The organism is Enterovibrio qingdaonensis (genome assembly GCF_028683135.1).
In the GTDB taxonomy this organism is placed as follows: Bacteria; Pseudomonadota; Gammaproteobacteria; order Enterobacterales; family Vibrionaceae; genus Enterovibrio; species Enterovibrio qingdaonensis.
In genome coordinates this window covers 84,372-100,252 of the sequence record NZ_JAJUBB010000020.1, presented here as the reverse complement: position 1 = coordinate 100,252, position 15,881 = coordinate 84,372, and the positions used below count along the sequence as shown (strand labels likewise).

Here is a 15,881-nt window from a genome sequence, read left to right as displayed (position 1 = left end):
AGACTAGGATCACATTGGCAAGGCTTTTTTGTGAAATTCCGCTCAACCGAATACAAATCAACCTAAACTCTGAGAAACATGACATATTGCAACATTAGATGATTGTCACATTCACTTACTAGCAATAACTTCTCAATAACCGTAATATCAACCCGATAATTGTATTTATTTTAATCAGCATTGATCTCAGACCTCCATGCTACTTCTTCTAACTGACTTTTAATTTGACGATTATGAGAATATCTATCAGCTTGCTTATTACCGCTGCCATCGCTTTTGTTGGCGCAATACTCTTTAACAGCTCGCAGTTGATTTCGAGCACCGGCTACGCATTTGCATTGGGTGCCGTTACTGTGGGTATCGCGCTATCTCTTCTTTCTACAAAATCTTCAAGCGATATATCTGAATCTGCCGCTACGAATAGCAAGACTATATATGTAGGAAACTTGCCTTATCGTGCAAACGAAAATGACGTAAAGGATCTTTTTGCCGAATATGGCGAGGTATTTGCCGTTCGCCTTATGAAAGACAAAAGGACAGGTAAACGTCGAGGCTTTGGATTTGTTGTGATGGCTGCCGCGGACACGCCAGAAGCCATCGATAAATTAAACAACAGCGAATATGGGGAGCGAACCTTAAAAGTAAGAGAAGCTAACGACCCTAGAAAGTCGGAGCGCGTTTAATAATAGAAAAACCCATTTGGGACATTTCTTTATTTAGTGCTGCTTCTTCTTTTACTTCTGCACTACTAAATACATCGTGTTTTCTGCTCAACGCCAAGAAGGGGTCAGCCTCCTCTTGGCGAAGCAGCATGCCTACCCGCTTTGCGATCGCCAAACCTGAATCAATGACACGGCACTTATGACCCAGCAACTGCTGAATCTCTTCTTTTAATAACGGGAAGTGCGTGCACCCTAAGACGACGCAATCAATGTCACCATAAAATGGTGCTAGGATCGCCTCCAGTTTTGCCATGTCTGTCGGCTGACCGCGAAGCTTATCTTCCCCCATCAGTACAAGTGCCGTCGAACCTACCATGTCGACCTTACAGTCCGGAGCAAACTCATTAACTAAGTCTTGTGTATAGGGGCGTTTCACCGTTGCCGGTGTTGCAAGTAGTGCGATGTGTTTAGTCTGGCTTAATTCCGCCGCAGGTTTAATGGCTGGCACGACCCCGACAACGGGAATATCTAATTGGCTGCGAAGATGTGGCAGGACAATTGTACTTGCTGTATTACAGGCAATCACCACCAGCGAGATATCATGCTCTTTACAAAGTGCAGACACCATTCCGCATACGCGGCTTACCAAAACATCGTCATCCAATTCGCCATAAGGAAACGCGGCATTGTCGAAGGCATAGATCACGTGCTGATAGGGCATCAATGCGGAAATTTCCTGAAAGACAGAAAGACCACCTACACCTGAATCAAAAATCAGCACACTTTTCACAATCATTACCTTTTCGTTTATTTGCGTCGCCATGATACTTCGCAAGAAGCGTGTTGAAAATCACTCACGCCTTAAGACGGTAAATCTGATGATGAAACCTTCCCTCTCTTTCTACATTGTTAACTATTAATTCCAGCGGGTACTGAAAACATGGTGCGTTGGTCACCATAGTGTGAAACTCACCATCCTCTCCACATGGGTCGCAACTCTCGGGTAAGTCTTTAAGGAGAGCCAAGTCATAGTGTCGTCCTAAAAAATCGGATGACAATTGGGAGGTATCAATCGTACTGAGTGTGGTTTGAATACCTATGTCGATAATCTCTTTCGCAAGTGCTTTGCTGCTTTCACCAATTAGCGGGAAAACGCACTCCCACCCTTGAGGCTCAATGTAGCTTCGGCGATATGCTTCAATACCATTACAGAACATGTCTCCAAACGCCACGGCATCAACATCTAGCCCGCTCGTTTTGATCCCTTCAACGATAGATAGCTGATAAACCTCGTTTGGCGGAAAGACTTCATTCAATTCAATCAGCACCAGCGGCAAACCGATAGCGTCAGCCTGCGCCTGCACGATAGAGATGGGTGTTGCTTGAAACGGCACGGCGTCTTCCACATACGTGGTATACAGTCCCACCACCTCGTAGCGACTGTCTTTAAGTAGCCGACAAAGGGTCAATGTGGAATCCTTGCCCGAAGACCAGCTGACAATAACGCGTTTTTTCATTTTTACATCCAAAAGAAAAAGCCGCCTAATGGCGGCTTTGAAAACTACTGCTTAATATGCGAAGTTCAAATCAATATAGAAAGAACGTTCTGCGGCGGGATATTTATATGCCGTTTCATATTCTTTATCGAAAAGGTTAGCGACTTTGCCACCCAGCGTAACGTTTTCTGAAATGTCGTACTGTGCCGTCAAGTCCCATACTGTATAACTGCTTAGCCAGTTCGAAGTGTAGTTTGAATCAGGTCTGCCGCCTTGATACATCATGTTCGCACCAAGAAGTACGTCACCGACCCACACCGAAGAGCGCCACTTCGCTACCTGCTTTGCACGGCGAGCAAGCTGCTCATTCTTAGACAAGTCTTTTGGATCGCGAAGTTCAAGTGACACTTGGTTATACACTGGGCCTAGGTCGAAATCTGCAATCAGCTCAATACCTTTGATACGCGCTTCTTCAACGTTTTCGTTTTTACCATTTGGCCAGCTACCCGAGTAAACGATCAAGTTGTCGATGGTATTGATGTAACCATTCAGGCTCCAGCTTACATCGTACGTCGTTCCCTCAAAGCCAACCTCTACATTCTCTGACTCTTCAGGTTTCAAGTTAACATTACCGCTCGAGCCATAAAGTTTGTCGAATGTTGGGGCTTTAAACGCCGTACCGTAGCTTGCAAATAAACGGTAGTCTTCGTTTATCGTCCACCCGGCTGAGATCAAACTGGTGGTGTTGCCACCAAACTGGTCATTGTCGTCATGGCGCACGCTACCTTCCAGCAAAATGCTGTCAGTAACATTCCAGTTAGCCAAACCGAACACACCAATGTTTTGACGAGGGTTATCTTCCATCGAATCAATTGAGATAAAGCTACCGTCGAGGATTTTCTCCAACGTCAAATCAACACCAGCGGTCAGAGCCAAGTTTTCTCTCGCTTGGTAGCGAGATGTCAAGCTTGAGTATATTTGGCGGATTTCACTGTTCAGGTTGTCTGCTGAAGGCGTCAGTCCATCTGCATAATCATAATTTTTTTGCTGACCCACTTCTAAGCGAGCCAACGTATTCCACTTGCCAAATGTGTAGCCTGAGTCTGCACTTATTGTGCTACTTTCAACCCAAAGCTTCTGTTTGCTGCCGTTGCTGTCATACTCGACTTCGTTTTGATACCAGCGACCAATAACGTTTGAATTCCAATTTTCGCTCGGTGTATAGCTCAAACGCAAAGAAACGTTTTTGCTTCCAAAACCATGTTTGTCACCAACATTTTCATCACTCGGGCGAACATTGTAACCATCGACTGATTCCATTCCGCCCATCAATTGCATCGACAAGCTATCGGTCAATTTACGCGTAATTCCCAAGTCTGCAGATGCAGTCCCAAAGCTGCCTCCGCCCATGCTAAATCGCGTAGCTTCTGCATTGTTACGAGTAATAATGTTAATCACACCACCAATAGCGTCAGAACCGTACACGGTTGCACCAGAGCCACGGATCACTTCAATACGCTCAACGGTATTAAGCGGCAACATATTGAAGTCAATCGTGCCCAGCATGGTACGAGGGAGGCGAACACCGTCTACCAGCACCAATACATGGGTCGAATTGGTTCCTCTAAGGAAAATAGAAGCCAATTGCCCGCGACCACCGTTTTGACCAATCTCGATACCCGGCAGGGTTTTCAGCGCATCAACTAAGCTGTTTGCTTGAAGTTCCTCAAGGTCAGTGCGAGTAAGAACAGAAACAGGTGCGAGTACAGTAGAAACGGGCTGTTCAAATCGAGAGGCGGTGACAACCATGGTGTCGTCAACAGAAGAAGATGTTTCGGCGTGCGCAAACGCAGCCAACGGCAACATTCCTGCTGCCAGAAGTTTATTAGACATATCAGATCCAAAATTCGCGTGTATCTAATGATGTCAGGAGATCCTGATACCACATTGTTGTCCAGCTGATATTCGGACTTAGAGACCCCCTACGGTGACGACTTCCCATACCCATTCCTAGGCACAGTGTCTGGCTTTTCGCCCAGCCACCTTCGTTTCTCATTACCGCTGCGCGCCAGTTCCGGATTTACACCGGATTCCCAGCTGGAAGTAAAAAGCGCGCTGATTATAGAGAAGTCAGCGCGCCATTGATACTTTGATAATGAGAACCAGATCTAATTACTCAGGTAATCCAATGTAATGAAAGAAATTACGTCAGTAATTAATGCTGATGTAATCCACTTCTTCTACGTCGAGTTTCATTTTGATATACACAGTGAGCACGAAGAAGAAGTTCGCTAGCAGATTGGCAAAACGCGGCAACGTCTCTTCGAACGTCACACCGGACTCATCCAAGCGGTGAAGCAGTCGCACTGTTTTCTTTGAACCGGTACGACACTGGTGCAGAGCCATGACCGCAACGGGGCCACGCGGTAATACAAAACGTGTCACGCGACCCGCACTCAATTTGTTGTAGTGATCGTAACGTTCATGCAGCCATTCCAAGTCTTCCTCGAAAATGCCGTTCTTGCCGCGTACCGAACCATTTAAGTGGTAGATTTTCGGGTGCAGCGTTTCCAGATCAGCCACTACATCATCAAACCCTTCTGGCATTTGTGCCAACACCATACCCAGAAGGCTACATAGTTCATCGGTGTGGACTTCATAGTCACACGTCAGTGCCGATTCATAGATAAACGGGTAACAAATTTCCTTGCGGTTTTTCGGTTTTCGAAAGCTCATGATAAATCCTGCCAGAACAATTTGTGCCAATCTTATACTAAGCCTTCCATTTCCGCCGCCAGAACATACGACTGGTGAAAAAGTCAGCGAAAAGGCTGGACAATACGGTTTGGCTACTTACAATTTGCGCTCATTTTTAGTTATGCAGGTTAGGTAATATGAGCAATACCCTGATTGACACCACCCAATATCAGGCGCAACTGGACGAAAAAATTGCACGCATGCAATCCGCGTTCGCCGAGTTCAACGCGCCAGAGTTGGAAGTGTTTCCATCCCCAGACAAACACTACCGCATGCGTGCGGAGTTTCGTGTCTGGCATGAGGGTGATGATCTCTATTACATCATGTTCAATCAGGAGACCAAGCAGAAGTATCGCGTGGACCAATTTCCACAGGCGAGCCGCATCATCAATGATCTGATGCCACTGCTGGTTGATGCCATCAAACCGATTGAAAGCCTGCGTCGCAAACTGTTCCAAGTCGACTTCCTATCTACGCTGAGCGGTGAAGTGCTGGTATCGATGCTTTACCACCGCCAACTGGACGAAGAGTGGGAAACTAACGCGCGTCAACTGAAACAACGTCTGAACGACGAAGGTTTCAACCTGAACCTGATTGGCCGTGCACGTAAGCAAAAAATCATTATCGACCGTGACTTCGTGGTTGAAAAATTGACGGTGAACGACCGTACCCTGACCTACCAACAAGTTGAGAACAGCTTTACCCAGCCTAACGGTAAAGTGGCCGAGAAAATGTTGGAGTGGGCGGTAGACTGCACTCAAGACAGTACCGGCGATCTGCTGGAGCTTTACTGTGGTAACGGCAACTTCTCACTGGCACTTTCCGACAACTTCGAGCGCGTACTGGCCACTGAGCTGGCAAAGCCGTCAGTCGATTCTGCGCAGTGGAACATTGCAGCCAACAAGATCGACAACGTCCAAATCATCCGTATGTCTGCGGAAGAGTTCACCGAAGCGATGGAAGGTAAGCGCGAGTTCCGTCGTCTGCAGCAAGCGGGGGTGGATCTGAAGAGATATAACTGCAACACCATCTTTGTTGATCCACCACGTTCAGGCATGGATGAAGGCACGTGTCGCATGGTGCAAGCGTACGATCGCATCCTATACATTTCGTGTAACCCAGAGACGCTCAAAGACAACCTAGATATCCTGTCTGAAACGCACCGTATCTCGCGTTTCGCATTGTTTGATCAGTTCCCCTATACCCACCATATGGAAGCTGGCGTTCTGCTGGAACGCAAATAAGCATAAAAAAAGGAGCCATCAGGCTCCTTTTTTATAATCTTGGCATCGAATTATTCTTCAACCGCTTCTTTCTTGCTTGGTACGTGCAACCAACCCATCTTATGCAACACCCAAAGGCCTAAAGCCATGGTCACGAGAATTGAAAAGAAGTTTCCGCCCAATTCAGGCAGTTGCATACGTACAAACGCTGAATAACCAAATGCACCCACCAAGAAGCAAGCAAACGCAATCATAGGCGTACCTTCCGTCAGAGGTTGATTCACATGTTGTTGGTAGAAGCAGTAAACCGCCAGCACAAACGCGATAATCGGGAAAATAGAGAATGCCACGCTTTCAGCAAACAAGGTGGACAATGTTGCGCTGCCACACAAGCCCGCGATGACAGCGAGAAGAAGAAACTTACGTTCTGATTGTAGATTTTGTTCCATGTTTATTACCTGCCTGAAGACAACTTATCCTTGAGTGCATTACGTTCACGTTCTTTTCGGTACCAATATGCACCTTTCGAAATCATGCGCAATTGAATCACCAGACGCTCTGCAAGTTCAGCGCGTGCACACTTATCCAAATCCAATGCTTCTGCACCGGAACTGAATACCAAAGTGACACATGCCTCTGCCTGATTATAGGCCTCCTCGCGAGTCAGGCCTGCTGTCGCTTCGAAATATTCTGTCAGTTCAGCGACAAAATGTTGTATTTCACGTGCGACTGCTGCACGAAAAGCGGTCGATGTACCTGAACGTTCTCGCAAAAGTAGCCTCAGTACGTTTGGGCTACTCTCGATAAATTCCATAAAGGTTTCCACGGACGTTCTGACAACGCTGCCTTCTGTGGCGATCCGTTGACGAGCTTGGCGCATCAATTGACGCAGCAACAGCCCCCCTTCGTCTACCATAGTCAGGCCAAGTTCATCCATATCCTTAAAGTGACGGTAAAAAGATGTCGGTGCGATACCGGCCTCCCTCGCCACTTCGCGCAAGCTGAGATTGGAAAAGCTTCGGTCGGCACTAAGTTGACTAAAAGCTGCATCAATTAGTGTTCGCCGGGTTTTTTCTTTCTGTTGAGCTCTTATTCCCATCGCCAGTGTTTACCTTATGAAATCTAACAGCAAACTATACCCGCTTTTTTCAGTGAGTTCAGTTCTCGATCTGATCTGTTTTCGTAATCCTGTGTTAGATCACTAGCAACCCACCATGATCATAGTGCTAATGCCTGCTTTTTCACCAAAGTTACGTGATCATCTACGCTGATTAGTAGTGCATTGATTCTCGAGAGCACGTGAAAACGTTACAATCATGTCGTCTCCCTTAACATAATGAAAACAAAAGGCCATACGGATATGAGCAAAGCGACCCCTACTTCCCCCAACCATTTTGATGCAATAGTGATTGGCAGCGGCCCAGGTGGCGAAGGTGCAGCCATGGGACTCACGAAGGCCGGATTACGGGTCGCAGTGATAGAAAAAGAAAGTACCGTTGGTGGTGGGTGTACTCACTGGGGCACCATTCCTTCAAAAGCACTGCGCCATACCGTTAGCCGTATTATTGAATTTAACCGAAGCCCTATCTACACCGGTGACAACCGACAGGTTCACAGTACTTTTTCGGCCATACTCAGCCATGCACAATCGGTGATTGGCAAACAAACCCGCATGCGCCAAGGTTTCTATGACAGAAACCTTTGCACTATTTTGCACGGCAGTGCCCGCTTCAGCGGCTCACATGAAATTGAAGTCCAGGTCGAAGACGGTACCATCGATAGATACACGGCTGACAAGTTCGTTATTGCAACAGGCTCGCGCCCGTATCGTCCAAAAGATGTGGACTTTAGTCACCCACGCGTTTATGACAGCGACTCAATTTTGTCACTGCAGCACGATCCTCGCCACGTTATTATCTATGGAGCAGGCGTTATCGGCAGTGAATATGCTTCGATTTTTAAAGGGCTAGGAATCAAGGTTGATCTCATCAACACCCGAGACCGCCTTCTGTCCTTCCTCGATAATGAAATGTCCGACTCCCTGTCCTACCACTTCTGGAACAGCGGTGTTCTCATTCGAAACGATGAAACTTACGAGAAAATTGAAGGCACAAAAGACGGTGTTATCTTGCACCTTCAGTCAGGCAAAAAGATGAAAGCCGACTGCCTGCTGTTTGCCAACGGTCGAACCGGTAATACGGACTCACTCAATCTCAAAGCTGTCGGCCTCAAAGCTGACTCTCGTGGCCAGCTCAAAGTGAACGATAACTACGGGACAGAGGTCGAGCATATTTACGCCGTTGGCGATGTTATCGGTTACCCAAGTCTTGCCAGCGCAGCCTATGACCAAGGACGTATTGTGGCGCAGGCTATCTGTGAAGGTCAGGCCAATGGACGCTTGATTGACCATATCCCTACGGGAATTTATACCATTCCTGAGATCAGCTCTGTCGGCAAAACCGAGCAAGAGCTAACCGCCGATAAAGTGCCTTATGAAGTGGGACGCGCCCAGTTTAAACACCTAGCGCGCGCACAGATCGCGGGCATGGACGTCGGCAGTTTGAAAATCCTTTTCCATCGTGAAACCAAAGAAATTTTGGGCATTCACTGTTTTGGCGAACGCGCGGCGGAAATCATTCACATCGGTCAGGCCATTTTTGAGCAAAAGGGTGAAGGGAACACACTGGATTACTTTATCAACACGACCTTTAACTACCCAACCATGGCCGAAGCCTACCGTGTGGCGGCATTGAATGGTTTGAATCGTCTGTTCTAGATTGCCCTGCAAACAAAAAAACGGAGCGAATGCTCCGTTTTTTATTCTCATGGCTCAGCGTCATTAGCCCTCAAGGCGGACGATGTCTCGCCACGGCAATCCGGTATCACCCAATACGATAAAGTTAGGGTTTTCCAGCGAATCACGTTCGTTATATGAAAGCGGCGACAGTGTCATATCCAAAATACGACCACCCGCTTCCTCGACGATGCACTGTGTCGCAGCTGTATCCCATTCGCCTGTCGGGCCCAACCGTAAATAGCAATCCACCGCACCTTCAGCGACAAGGCAAGACTTCAGTGCCGCTGAACCCAGTGGTACTAAATCGTAGTTACGGCTCGGTTCGAGGCGATCGGTGATGGCTTTGATATCCTGACGACGGCTAATAGCAATAGACAGCGAGGCCAGTTCATCTTCATGCTTTAAGATTGAAAGACGATGCTTCTCGCCATCGGGCATGATTTTCCAAGCCCCATGCCCTTTCGCGGCATAATAAGACACACCAGACACAGGCCCGTAAACCACGCCCATCACAGGTTGGTTATTTTCCACCAGCGCAATGATGGTCGCAAAGTCACCACTGCCGGCAATAAATTCTTGTGTTCCATCCAGTGGATCCACCAGCCAATAACGTTCCCAACGTTCACGATCTTTCAAAGGAATACTGCAATCCTCTTCAGATAACACCGGAATATCTGGCGTCAATGCGGACAATCGCTCGGTAACCAACTTGTGTGCTGCCATATCAGCACTGGTCACTGGCGTGTCATCATTTTTTATTTTTTTCTCGAAATCACCACGTTGGTATATGTCTAGGATGACTTGCCCAGACGCTCGGGCGATTTCTATCACGGGTAGCAGTAGCTGTGACAGCTCCATGTAGCACTCCTCTAGGGCTCTCACTCTACGACTTGGCGATCCCGACTATCGTCACTCGACGCATATAAAACATCTAGCGCGCGGCGAGGTGTTTCAAGGCCAACATCAAGGCAGTAATACTGCGGGCTTCCCCAAAATCGACATGAGTTATTAATTCTTCTGCCTGCGCAACGGGCCAACGGACCAATTCCAATGGCTCGGGTTCATCGCCCTCGAGCTTCTCCGGATAAAGATCCTCCGCCAACAGCAGGGTCATCTTGCTTGAAAAGTAAGACGGCGCAAGCACCACTTCTTTTAATGGGATCAGTTGATTGGCACCAAATCCAATTTCTTCTTTTAGTTCTCGATTAGCCGCTTCCAGTGCGGTTTCACCCAGATCAACCAGTCCCTTTGGAAAGCCTAGCTCATATCGCTCTGTCCCGGCAGCATATTCTCGTACCAGCAACAGATCTCCCGACTCTGTGACAGGGACAATCATAACCGCACTGCGTCCACTCGGCTTCATGCGCTCATAAGTTCGTTCTTCGCCATTACTGAACCGCAGCTCCAATGACTCAATTTGAAACAGACGTGACTTTGCCACAACTTCCGACGACAAAATCTCGGGTGCAATAAGCTTTTTCATGGTGACTCTCTCCCGCTATCTGACTTAACCGCTAAAGCTCAATCGATAGCGACCTTCACTGTCTGGTTGTCCCATAAAGCTCAATGCTCCTCTCATTGACTGAGGTAACGCATTGCCAGGAACAAACCAGCCATTCATGTTATATCGCTGATCTGGAGACAATAACAGGCTAAATTCTGTTTCAAGGGCATCCGAATCACTTCCACCCTTGATCGACAAGCGTCCTTCGTCACAAGCAAGATCAGCAACCACAAGCCCTGGGTCAACGGTACCAAGCTCAGACGTCACACTCCCTTGAGACCATGCAATATTGCCCTGTAATGTGTCGCAAAATGGCGTCTTGGTAAACAAGTAGTCACGCACGGTTAAATCAAATTGTCCCGCCAGACTGACCGGCAGTGGGTAAGGGATAAATGACTGCACTACATTGGCTGATGTCGAAAACAGCAGGTTATTAGCATACGCCCCCGCCAAGCCATACCCAATATTGCCTCGGGCAGAGATACCTTTAACCCCTGACAAGCGCATTGCGACGTCCGCATTTCCTGTAAAAAGGGGCAGGAGATTGAACTGCCAGTTTAACTTGCCTAATGGCTGTCCCTGCCAGGTGACGTTTGAAGCCGTGCCATTCCAAATGGTGCCGCCAATGGTTCCTAATTGCAGTCCTTGGATGGGCGGAATATACCGAAACACCAGACTTGCAGGGGTATGAACAACAGCACTAACAAGCAAGACCAAAATAAAGAGGAAACTCATGATGAGGGTACGCTTCATACTATCCTCGTCCTAATTGAAGACGCTTGATTTCGACCATGCCTTGCGTATCGGTTTTACCCAAATCGATGAACTTGACTTCAACGCCATGGGTTTTAGATAGAAAATCTAGCCAGCGAATCAAGGTATTGAAAGGCATCGGCTTTAACCACACTTGTAATTCTTCGCGTTGCGGTTGAAGGCGTAAAATTTCCAGATTGAAACGCTTCACGCTGGATGTCACTGATTGATTCAATGGCAGCGCGGTCACCTGACCGCCACTTCCGCTGACCGCACGCAAAGCTTCTATCTCTGCACCTTTGCTGCTAACCCACGTCAGTAGGCTTTTTTCATTAGCAAGTTGCTGTTTGGCCAACTCGGCGCGAGCCTGCAGTGGGCTTATCAGCCCCCAATATAATCCTGCCAATAACAGAGCCACGGTTGCCACCGCCATGAGTCGTTGTTCACGGCGCGACAGGTTTTGCCAATAGGCGATAACTGCTTTCATTTACGGTTCCTTTTTTAGTACAAAGGCGCCTGTTACGCTCTGTTCATTTCGGCTCAATTGTCCCAGTTCGGTATTGAACTCTTCTGCAAATGCCTCACGCAATTTCTCAAAATCACTGAAGTCCTTGCCTCTGGCATTTAGTCGAAGCTCACCGCGATCTTGGTCAAAGCGCATCGAATCTAACTCGATAGTCGGCACGCGCCCCATCAAGGGACCAATTTCTGCCAACCAAATCATGACCCCAGTTTGTACACCTGCACCTGACAGTCGGCCTACTTCGTTTTCAAGCAACCTACGCATATAACTGGTTGTCGGGATACGTTGATTTTGTGGTAGCAATGCTCTCACGCGTGCTTCGCTTTGCTGACGAATTTGGGCAGCTTGCGCTTCCATCTGGTAGATATCCGCGACCTTTTCCCCACCTAAAACAGCGAGAAGCAGACCCGCCGCGATCGCAGCACCACGCCAAGGGCGTAAATGTTTTAAGATTTGGTTTTGAGGTTTGTATTTCCCGGACAACAGGTTATATCTGCTTTGCTGAGCACCCTGCGCGAGCAGCAGCATGATCATCTCTGCGGGTTCACACTCCCAGTTATCGCCTGCATCTTCTGGCATCGCGGAATAGCTAACAACTGGCAAGATGTCATCGCCATCCTGACTGTCATTGATGCCACGCATCCACATGGGTAGCCAGCTCTCTTCAATCGAATACCCTTCGGTCTCTGATGAACGCATGATCCAGCGGTCGTTAAGACATGCAGCAGAAATACCTTGTTGAAGCGGCAGACACAGGGCGTCAGGAATACACTTTCTCACCGACAAACCAGCGTCGGATAACTCCTGCATCCATCGCTGCATTACGCTGTGTGCTATCACAGCAACGTTTGCGATATTCCCTGTTTTACTTAGCAAGGTTACATGAAGTGCATCCACGTCCTGCGCTAAATCATCTTCAAGCAAATACGGTAGAACCGCATCAAGCTGACGCTCACTGCCAGAGGGGATGGTGACGGTCATCATTGTGATAGCTGCAGAATCTGCCAACGCTATAACATCCCGCTCTTTCGCATAATCAGCAAGTTGCAGCAGGTTTTCCGCCTCGCCAGAGGCGATCACTTCCTGTTGACTTGCAGACCACACTAGCCAAGGGATCACTTCATTAGGATCGCCATTAAGCCTTACTGTCAGGATCTCGCTCACTCATTCCTCCAAATCGACGACGGATAACACTTACCGCGCCTTCATCATCCCTTTTCAACAGCGATCGCAATCTCAATGTGGTGCTGTCGAGGGTCAGTTCTGTATCCAATTCAAAATATCTGCTGCGAACGTCAAAGTAACTTTGGAACTTTTCTCGGTCATCTTCACTGATGTCAGATAAGATTGGCTCGGCCAAAAAGCTCGTGACATCTTTCCAACCATCAACCGGTTCGCGTTCTTTAATCAATTGTTTCGCTTCATCAACGGACAAATTAGGGTGAAATAACGCACTCAATATCGGTGCATCTTTCTCTTCTAGTGTATTCACGTTTACGTTAACGTTGTTGCTTGGCAGTGCACACAAAAACGGGCTAACCGCGTCAAACATTTCACGTGTCACGCCATTGACTGCGCGCCATTCTGATATATCTGCCATGTACCCATTTGGGGCCACGTGTGGAATACTTCTCGACTCGTATTCGTTATCTTCAACACCGAGCTGTGACTGAACGTTCGTATTGCTGTCGACATATTCCCACGTTGCTGCAGCCGCCGTTTCTGCTTCAAAACTATCGATATCTTGCGATTCAATAAGCTGCTGCAAAGCAACGACTAAAAACGGATTCGTCCCATTTTCTGTGGGCTCTATATCTTTTAAACCGTTAACGTTAAAACACGCTTGCCGATCGTAAACACTGCCCTTTGCTTGCCCACCATCTAGTGGGTAAATCTGATCGCGTACTGCCCACGGCTGACTCAGGGTTACTGTATCTTCACTGTCAAAGCTCTCTTCCAACCCGTAGCGCGCCAGTGACTCTACCGATTGGGCATACCAATACGCTTGCTGATAACGGAGTTGGCTCTCTGCACGGTTGAAATTGACGAACATGCGGTTCGCCATACTTACCGCAACCGTTGTCGCCAACGCCATAAACAGCAACACCACCAGCAAGGCAACGCCGTGCTGACGACGAAGAGATGACCGCTTTATCATTGCGTCACCCCTGAGGAACCAGCCGCTGCCAACGTCTGCGCGGGTAACATATAAATGCGGGTCAACTCGCCATAACGTTCAGTTTCCAGCTTCAGTCGTATCGCTTTGGGCATTGTTAGCGGTGTATCCCAGCTTTTCACCCACGATTCTTCGCCTAACACTTCAACGCTAAGGTCGGTAACGCCATCCATAATGGGCATCACCGCAGGTTCATTGGCAGAACTGTCATCCGGATACATCCAGCGGATACGCTCTAAGGTGTCATCCTGTATGCGGTAACCCACTTTCACCACTTCTCCTCTTGGAAAAAGCTGTTGAGGGTTAATCCAGCCGCCACGAACAAATCGAATGCCTAGCGATTCGGAGTCCAGTAAGTTCTCACTGAACTCCAGCAGCTTTTCTTCCGCATCTTCACCGCCGTTGCGATATTGCCGCGCAAGCATTTGGCGAAAATCGCTATCCATAATTATGAGTGCGCGTTGCAACGTTTTTAGTGACTCGCTGGCTTCTTGTGTCTGTTCGTTGCTCTTTACCACACCACTGAACACTTGCTGCACGCCGATCGCTATCATGCCGAATATTGCCAACGCGAGGAGTACCTCTATCAGGGTGAAGCCTTTTGTCTGTTTAGTTCGCAGGGACATAGGTTCTCACCGTCGCCAGCGCACTTTGTTTACGCTCGTCGTGCCATACAATCACGTCTATCGCGCGCAGGGTTTTCTGCTCCGTCGCGATAGGCTTAACCGTCCAATACCATTCGCGCCCAGCCATTTCCGACTTGCCGTTCTTCGCGGAAGACGGAGCTTTGTCCTCCAACATCAGCAAAGCAAGTTGGTTATCTGCGACCAACGCCGCGATCGTTTTTTCTTCAAGAACACTCAGCGTATTAACTTGCTGATTGCTCACATTCATTACGGCTAACGCAGAAACAGCGAACACCGCCATTGCCACCAGCACTTCAATCAGGGTAAAGCCGCGAGACGCTCTCACTCTCTATCCTCATTGAGTGACTTCAACTCAAATGTTGCGACATCGTTCCCCTTTACCTGCCAAAGGCGAGTATTGCCATCAAGAAACGTCAGGCTGAAAGGAATAATTTCACCGTTCCCCATCAAAACCACCTGTGGCGGTTTGGGTTTATCTTCTTCTTCGGCAAACATCTCATCGTCAAACAGGCTTTCTCTATCAAATAGGCGATCTTCTTCATCCACAAAGCCTGTCACCTCCAAATCCAACCCAATGCCTTCGGGCATGGTCACGTTGGTTTTCGTTCGCTGCGCGTCTACTTCCACCCAGTCCTCAGGTGTAAGCTTAAACAACTGATACTTGTCATCATCAACACGAAGCCCAAACGTCTGCCCCGAAATCAATGCTTGTTCTGTCCAAAGCTGAACCAACTGATAAAAGCGATCGGCTTCTTCTTTGACCTCATCGCTCTTATTCTGTGGAAGGTTAGGCACCACAAATGCCGCGCTAAGACCCAGTACTAGCAATACCAGCATGATCTCCAGCAATGTAAACCCGGCCGGGCGCCTACCTTTCATCATGGATCAATTGATCTCTAACATATTCCAGTTGCCGATATCCTGATTGATACCCTCACCACCTTCTTGGCCATCTGCACCTAACGTAAAGATATCAATGGTGCCGTGCTCACCTGGATTCAGGTATTGGTAGTCATTACCCCAAGGGTCTTGTGGCAAGCGTTTTACATAACCATCTTGACGATAGTTACGCGGCTCTGGCGAACTGTTTGGCTTGTTAACTAGCGCATCAAGGCCTTGGTCTGTCGTTGGGTACACACTGTTGTCCAAACGGTACATATCCATCGCCCCTTCCAAGGTGCTGATATCAGTAACGGCTTTTTGCTGATCGGCTTTGTCGACGTTCCCTAGCAGGTTAGGTGCAACGAAACTTGCCAGCACGCCCAAAATTACAATAACAACCATGATTTCCAGCAGGGTGAAACCCTGTTGACGACGTTGCATGTTTATCTCTCCTGAAAAAA

General features: G+C 48.1%; 19 protein-coding genes and 1 riboswitch. Of the genes, 3 read left to right on the top strand and 16 right to left on the bottom strand.

All coding sequences use genetic code 11. The features are described from left to right. Nucleotides 1–233: 233 nt before the first annotated feature. Complete coding sequence (locus LRP49_RS20715) at nucleotides 234–683, top strand: RNA recognition motif domain-containing protein (RefSeq protein ID WP_274144581.1); 450 nt, start codon at nucleotides 234–236, stop codon at nucleotides 681–683. On the opposite strand, the gene murI is transcribed toward LRP49_RS20715, so the two are convergent. The 4 genes from murI to LRP49_RS20695 all read right to left on the bottom strand — a co-directional run bounded on the left by murI (nucleotide 661) and on the right by LRP49_RS20695 (nucleotide 4,894). After that, entirely contained in the window at nucleotides 661–1,458 is a 798-nt protein-coding gene (murI, locus tag LRP49_RS20710) for a glutamate racemase (RefSeq protein WP_274144579.1), read from the bottom strand. The two genes, LRP49_RS20715 and murI, sit on opposite strands and share 23 nt — an antisense overlap. Before the next feature lie 58 nt (nucleotides 1,459–1,516). Beyond that, on the bottom strand, nucleotides 1,517–2,179 hold the full coding sequence (locus LRP49_RS20705) for a Dph6-related ATP pyrophosphatase (protein ID WP_274144577.1): 663 nt from the start codon (nucleotides 2,177–2,179) through the stop codon (nucleotides 1,517–1,519). Nucleotides 2,180–2,230: 51 nt separating this feature from the next. Next, nucleotides 2,231–4,051, bottom strand: coding sequence for a TonB-dependent receptor domain-containing protein (locus LRP49_RS20700; RefSeq protein ID WP_274144575.1), 1,821 nt, complete (start codon nucleotides 4,049–4,051; stop codon nucleotides 2,231–2,233). 46 nt (nucleotides 4,052–4,097) lie between these two features. Continuing rightward, a riboswitch (cobalamin riboswitch) is annotated at nucleotides 4,098–4,293 on the bottom strand. A gap of 73 nt (nucleotides 4,294–4,366) precedes the next feature. Then, a complete protein-coding gene (locus tag LRP49_RS20695) occupies nucleotides 4,367–4,894 on the bottom strand; it encodes an ATP--cob(I)alamin adenosyltransferase (RefSeq protein WP_274144574.1) in 528 nt (175 codons plus the stop codon). 158 nt (nucleotides 4,895–5,052) lie between these two features. Between LRP49_RS20695 and trmA the strand changes: the two genes are divergently transcribed. After that, nucleotides 5,053–6,159 (top strand): tRNA (uridine(54)-C5)-methyltransferase TrmA, encoded by a 1,107-nt coding sequence (trmA, locus tag LRP49_RS20690; protein WP_274144572.1) that lies wholly within the window; start codon nucleotides 5,053–5,055, stop codon nucleotides 6,157–6,159. 50 nt (nucleotides 6,160–6,209) lie between these two features. Here the strand turns inward: trmA and LRP49_RS20685 are convergent, their stop codons facing one another. Continuing rightward, nucleotides 6,210–6,587, bottom strand: coding sequence for a YijD family membrane protein (locus LRP49_RS20685; RefSeq protein ID WP_274144570.1), 378 nt, complete (start codon nucleotides 6,585–6,587; stop codon nucleotides 6,210–6,212). A 5-nt stretch (nucleotides 6,588–6,592) separates the two neighbouring features. Further along, a complete protein-coding gene (gene fabR / locus LRP49_RS20680; protein WP_274144568.1) occupies nucleotides 6,593–7,237 on the bottom strand; it encodes an HTH-type transcriptional repressor FabR in 645 nt (214 codons plus the stop codon). Between the two features lie 261 nt (nucleotides 7,238–7,498). Between fabR and sthA the strand changes: the two genes are divergently transcribed. Next, nucleotides 7,499–8,914, top strand: coding sequence for a Si-specific NAD(P)(+) transhydrogenase (gene sthA, locus LRP49_RS20675; protein ID WP_274144566.1), 1,416 nt, complete (start codon nucleotides 7,499–7,501; stop codon nucleotides 8,912–8,914). Between the two features lie 63 nt (nucleotides 8,915–8,977). Here sthA and cysQ read toward each other — a convergent pair whose 3' ends face one another. The 10 genes from cysQ to gspG all read right to left on the bottom strand — a co-directional run bounded on the left by cysQ (nucleotide 8,978) and on the right by gspG (nucleotide 15,861). After that, the gene (cysQ, locus tag LRP49_RS20670; protein ID WP_274144564.1) at nucleotides 8,978–9,793 is read right to left on the bottom strand and encodes a 3'(2'),5'-bisphosphate nucleotidase CysQ; all 816 of its coding nucleotides are present in this window, start codon (nucleotides 9,791–9,793) and stop codon (nucleotides 8,978–8,980) included. 73 nt (nucleotides 9,794–9,866) lie between these two features. Continuing rightward, nucleotides 9,867–10,418, bottom strand: a complete 552-nt coding sequence (gene nudE, locus LRP49_RS20665; RefSeq protein WP_274144562.1) for an ADP compounds hydrolase NudE — start codon at nucleotides 10,416–10,418, stop codon at nucleotides 9,867–9,869. 24 nt (nucleotides 10,419–10,442) lie between these two features. Beyond that, the gene (locus LRP49_RS20660; protein ID WP_274144560.1) at nucleotides 10,443–11,192 is read right to left on the bottom strand and encodes a type II secretion system protein N; all 750 of its coding nucleotides are present in this window, start codon (nucleotides 11,190–11,192) and stop codon (nucleotides 10,443–10,445) included. A 1-nt stretch (nucleotide 11,193) separates the two neighbouring features. Further along, nucleotides 11,194–11,679, bottom strand: coding sequence for a type II secretion system protein M (locus LRP49_RS20655; protein WP_274144558.1), 486 nt, complete (start codon nucleotides 11,677–11,679; stop codon nucleotides 11,194–11,196). Further along, nucleotides 11,680–12,879 (bottom strand): type II secretion system protein GspL, encoded by a 1,200-nt coding sequence (gene gspL / locus LRP49_RS20650; RefSeq protein WP_274144557.1) that lies wholly within the window; start codon nucleotides 12,877–12,879, stop codon nucleotides 11,680–11,682. It abuts the gene before it with no gap. Continuing rightward, nucleotides 12,851–13,873, bottom strand: a complete 1,023-nt coding sequence (gene gspK / locus LRP49_RS20645) for a type II secretion system minor pseudopilin GspK (RefSeq protein WP_274144555.1) — start codon at nucleotides 13,871–13,873, stop codon at nucleotides 12,851–12,853. The genes gspL and gspK overlap by 29 nt, the downstream gene beginning before the upstream one ends. Next, entirely contained in the window at nucleotides 13,870–14,517 is a 648-nt protein-coding gene (gene gspJ, locus LRP49_RS20640) for a type II secretion system minor pseudopilin GspJ (RefSeq protein WP_274144553.1), read from the bottom strand. Before gspJ ends, gspK begins: the two co-directional genes overlap by 4 nt. After that, complete coding sequence (gene gspI, locus LRP49_RS20635; protein ID WP_274144551.1) at nucleotides 14,501–14,863, bottom strand: type II secretion system minor pseudopilin GspI; 363 nt, start codon at nucleotides 14,861–14,863, stop codon at nucleotides 14,501–14,503. The genes gspJ and gspI overlap by 17 nt, the downstream gene beginning before the upstream one ends. Further along, nucleotides 14,860–15,420: a type II secretion system minor pseudopilin GspH gene (gspH, locus tag LRP49_RS20630; protein WP_274144549.1), complete on the bottom strand. Its 561-nt coding sequence runs from the start codon at nucleotides 15,418–15,420 to the stop codon at nucleotides 14,860–14,862. Before gspH ends, gspI begins: the two co-directional genes overlap by 4 nt. A gap of 3 nt (nucleotides 15,421–15,423) precedes the next feature. Beyond that, the gene (gspG, locus tag LRP49_RS20625) at nucleotides 15,424–15,861 is read right to left on the bottom strand and encodes a type II secretion system major pseudopilin GspG (RefSeq protein WP_274144547.1); all 438 of its coding nucleotides are present in this window, start codon (nucleotides 15,859–15,861) and stop codon (nucleotides 15,424–15,426) included. Between the last annotated feature and the right edge of the window lie 20 nt (nucleotides 15,862–15,881).

Bases quoted from the DNA above. Each gene is read 5' to 3' on its own strand.
- LRP49_RS20705 (WP_274144577.1), bottom strand. From the start codon at position 2,179: ATGAAAAAACGCGTTATTGTCAGCTGGTCTTCGGGCAAGGATTCCACA.
- cysQ (WP_274144564.1), bottom strand. From the start codon at position 9,793: ATGGAGCTGTCACAGCTACTGCTACCCGTGATAGAAATCGCCCGAGCG.
- LRP49_RS20715 (WP_274144581.1), top strand. From the start codon at position 234: ATGAGAATATCTATCAGCTTGCTTATTACCGCTGCCATCGCTTTTGTT.
- gspJ (WP_274144553.1), bottom strand. From the start codon at position 14,517: ATGTCCCTGCGAACTAAACAGACAAAAGGCTTCACCCTGATAGAGGTA.
- LRP49_RS20685 (WP_274144570.1), bottom strand. From the start codon at position 6,587: ATGGAACAAAATCTACAATCAGAACGTAAGTTTCTTCTTCTCGCTGTC.
- gspG (WP_274144547.1), bottom strand. From the start codon at position 15,861: ATGCAACGTCGTCAACAGGGTTTCACCCTGCTGGAAATCATGGTTGTT.
- gspK (WP_274144555.1), bottom strand. From the start codon at position 13,873: ATGATAAAGCGGTCATCTCTTCGTCGTCAGCACGGCGTTGCCTTGCTG.
- murI (WP_274144579.1), bottom strand. From the start codon at position 1,458: ATGATTGTGAAAAGTGTGCTGATTTTTGATTCAGGTGTAGGTGGTCTT.
- fabR (WP_274144568.1), bottom strand. From the start codon at position 7,237: ATGGGAATAAGAGCTCAACAGAAAGAAAAAACCCGGCGAACACTAATT.
- gspH (WP_274144549.1), bottom strand. From the start codon at position 15,420: ATGATGAAAGGTAGGCGCCCGGCCGGGTTTACATTGCTGGAGATCATG.
- sthA (WP_274144566.1), top strand. From the start codon at position 7,499: ATGAGCAAAGCGACCCCTACTTCCCCCAACCATTTTGATGCAATAGTG.
- LRP49_RS20660 (WP_274144560.1), bottom strand. From the start codon at position 11,192: ATGAAGCGTACCCTCATCATGAGTTTCCTCTTTATTTTGGTCTTGCTT.
- nudE (WP_274144562.1), bottom strand. From the start codon at position 10,418: ATGAAAAAGCTTATTGCACCCGAGATTTTGTCGTCGGAAGTTGTGGCA.
- trmA (WP_274144572.1), top strand. From the start codon at position 5,053: ATGAGCAATACCCTGATTGACACCACCCAATATCAGGCGCAACTGGAC.
- LRP49_RS20695 (WP_274144574.1), bottom strand. From the start codon at position 4,894: ATGAGCTTTCGAAAACCGAAAAACCGCAAGGAAATTTGTTACCCGTTT.
- LRP49_RS20655 (WP_274144558.1), bottom strand. From the start codon at position 11,679: ATGAAAGCAGTTATCGCCTATTGGCAAAACCTGTCGCGCCGTGAACAA.
- LRP49_RS20700 (WP_274144575.1), bottom strand. From the start codon at position 4,051: ATGTCTAATAAACTTCTGGCAGCAGGAATGTTGCCGTTGGCTGCGTTT.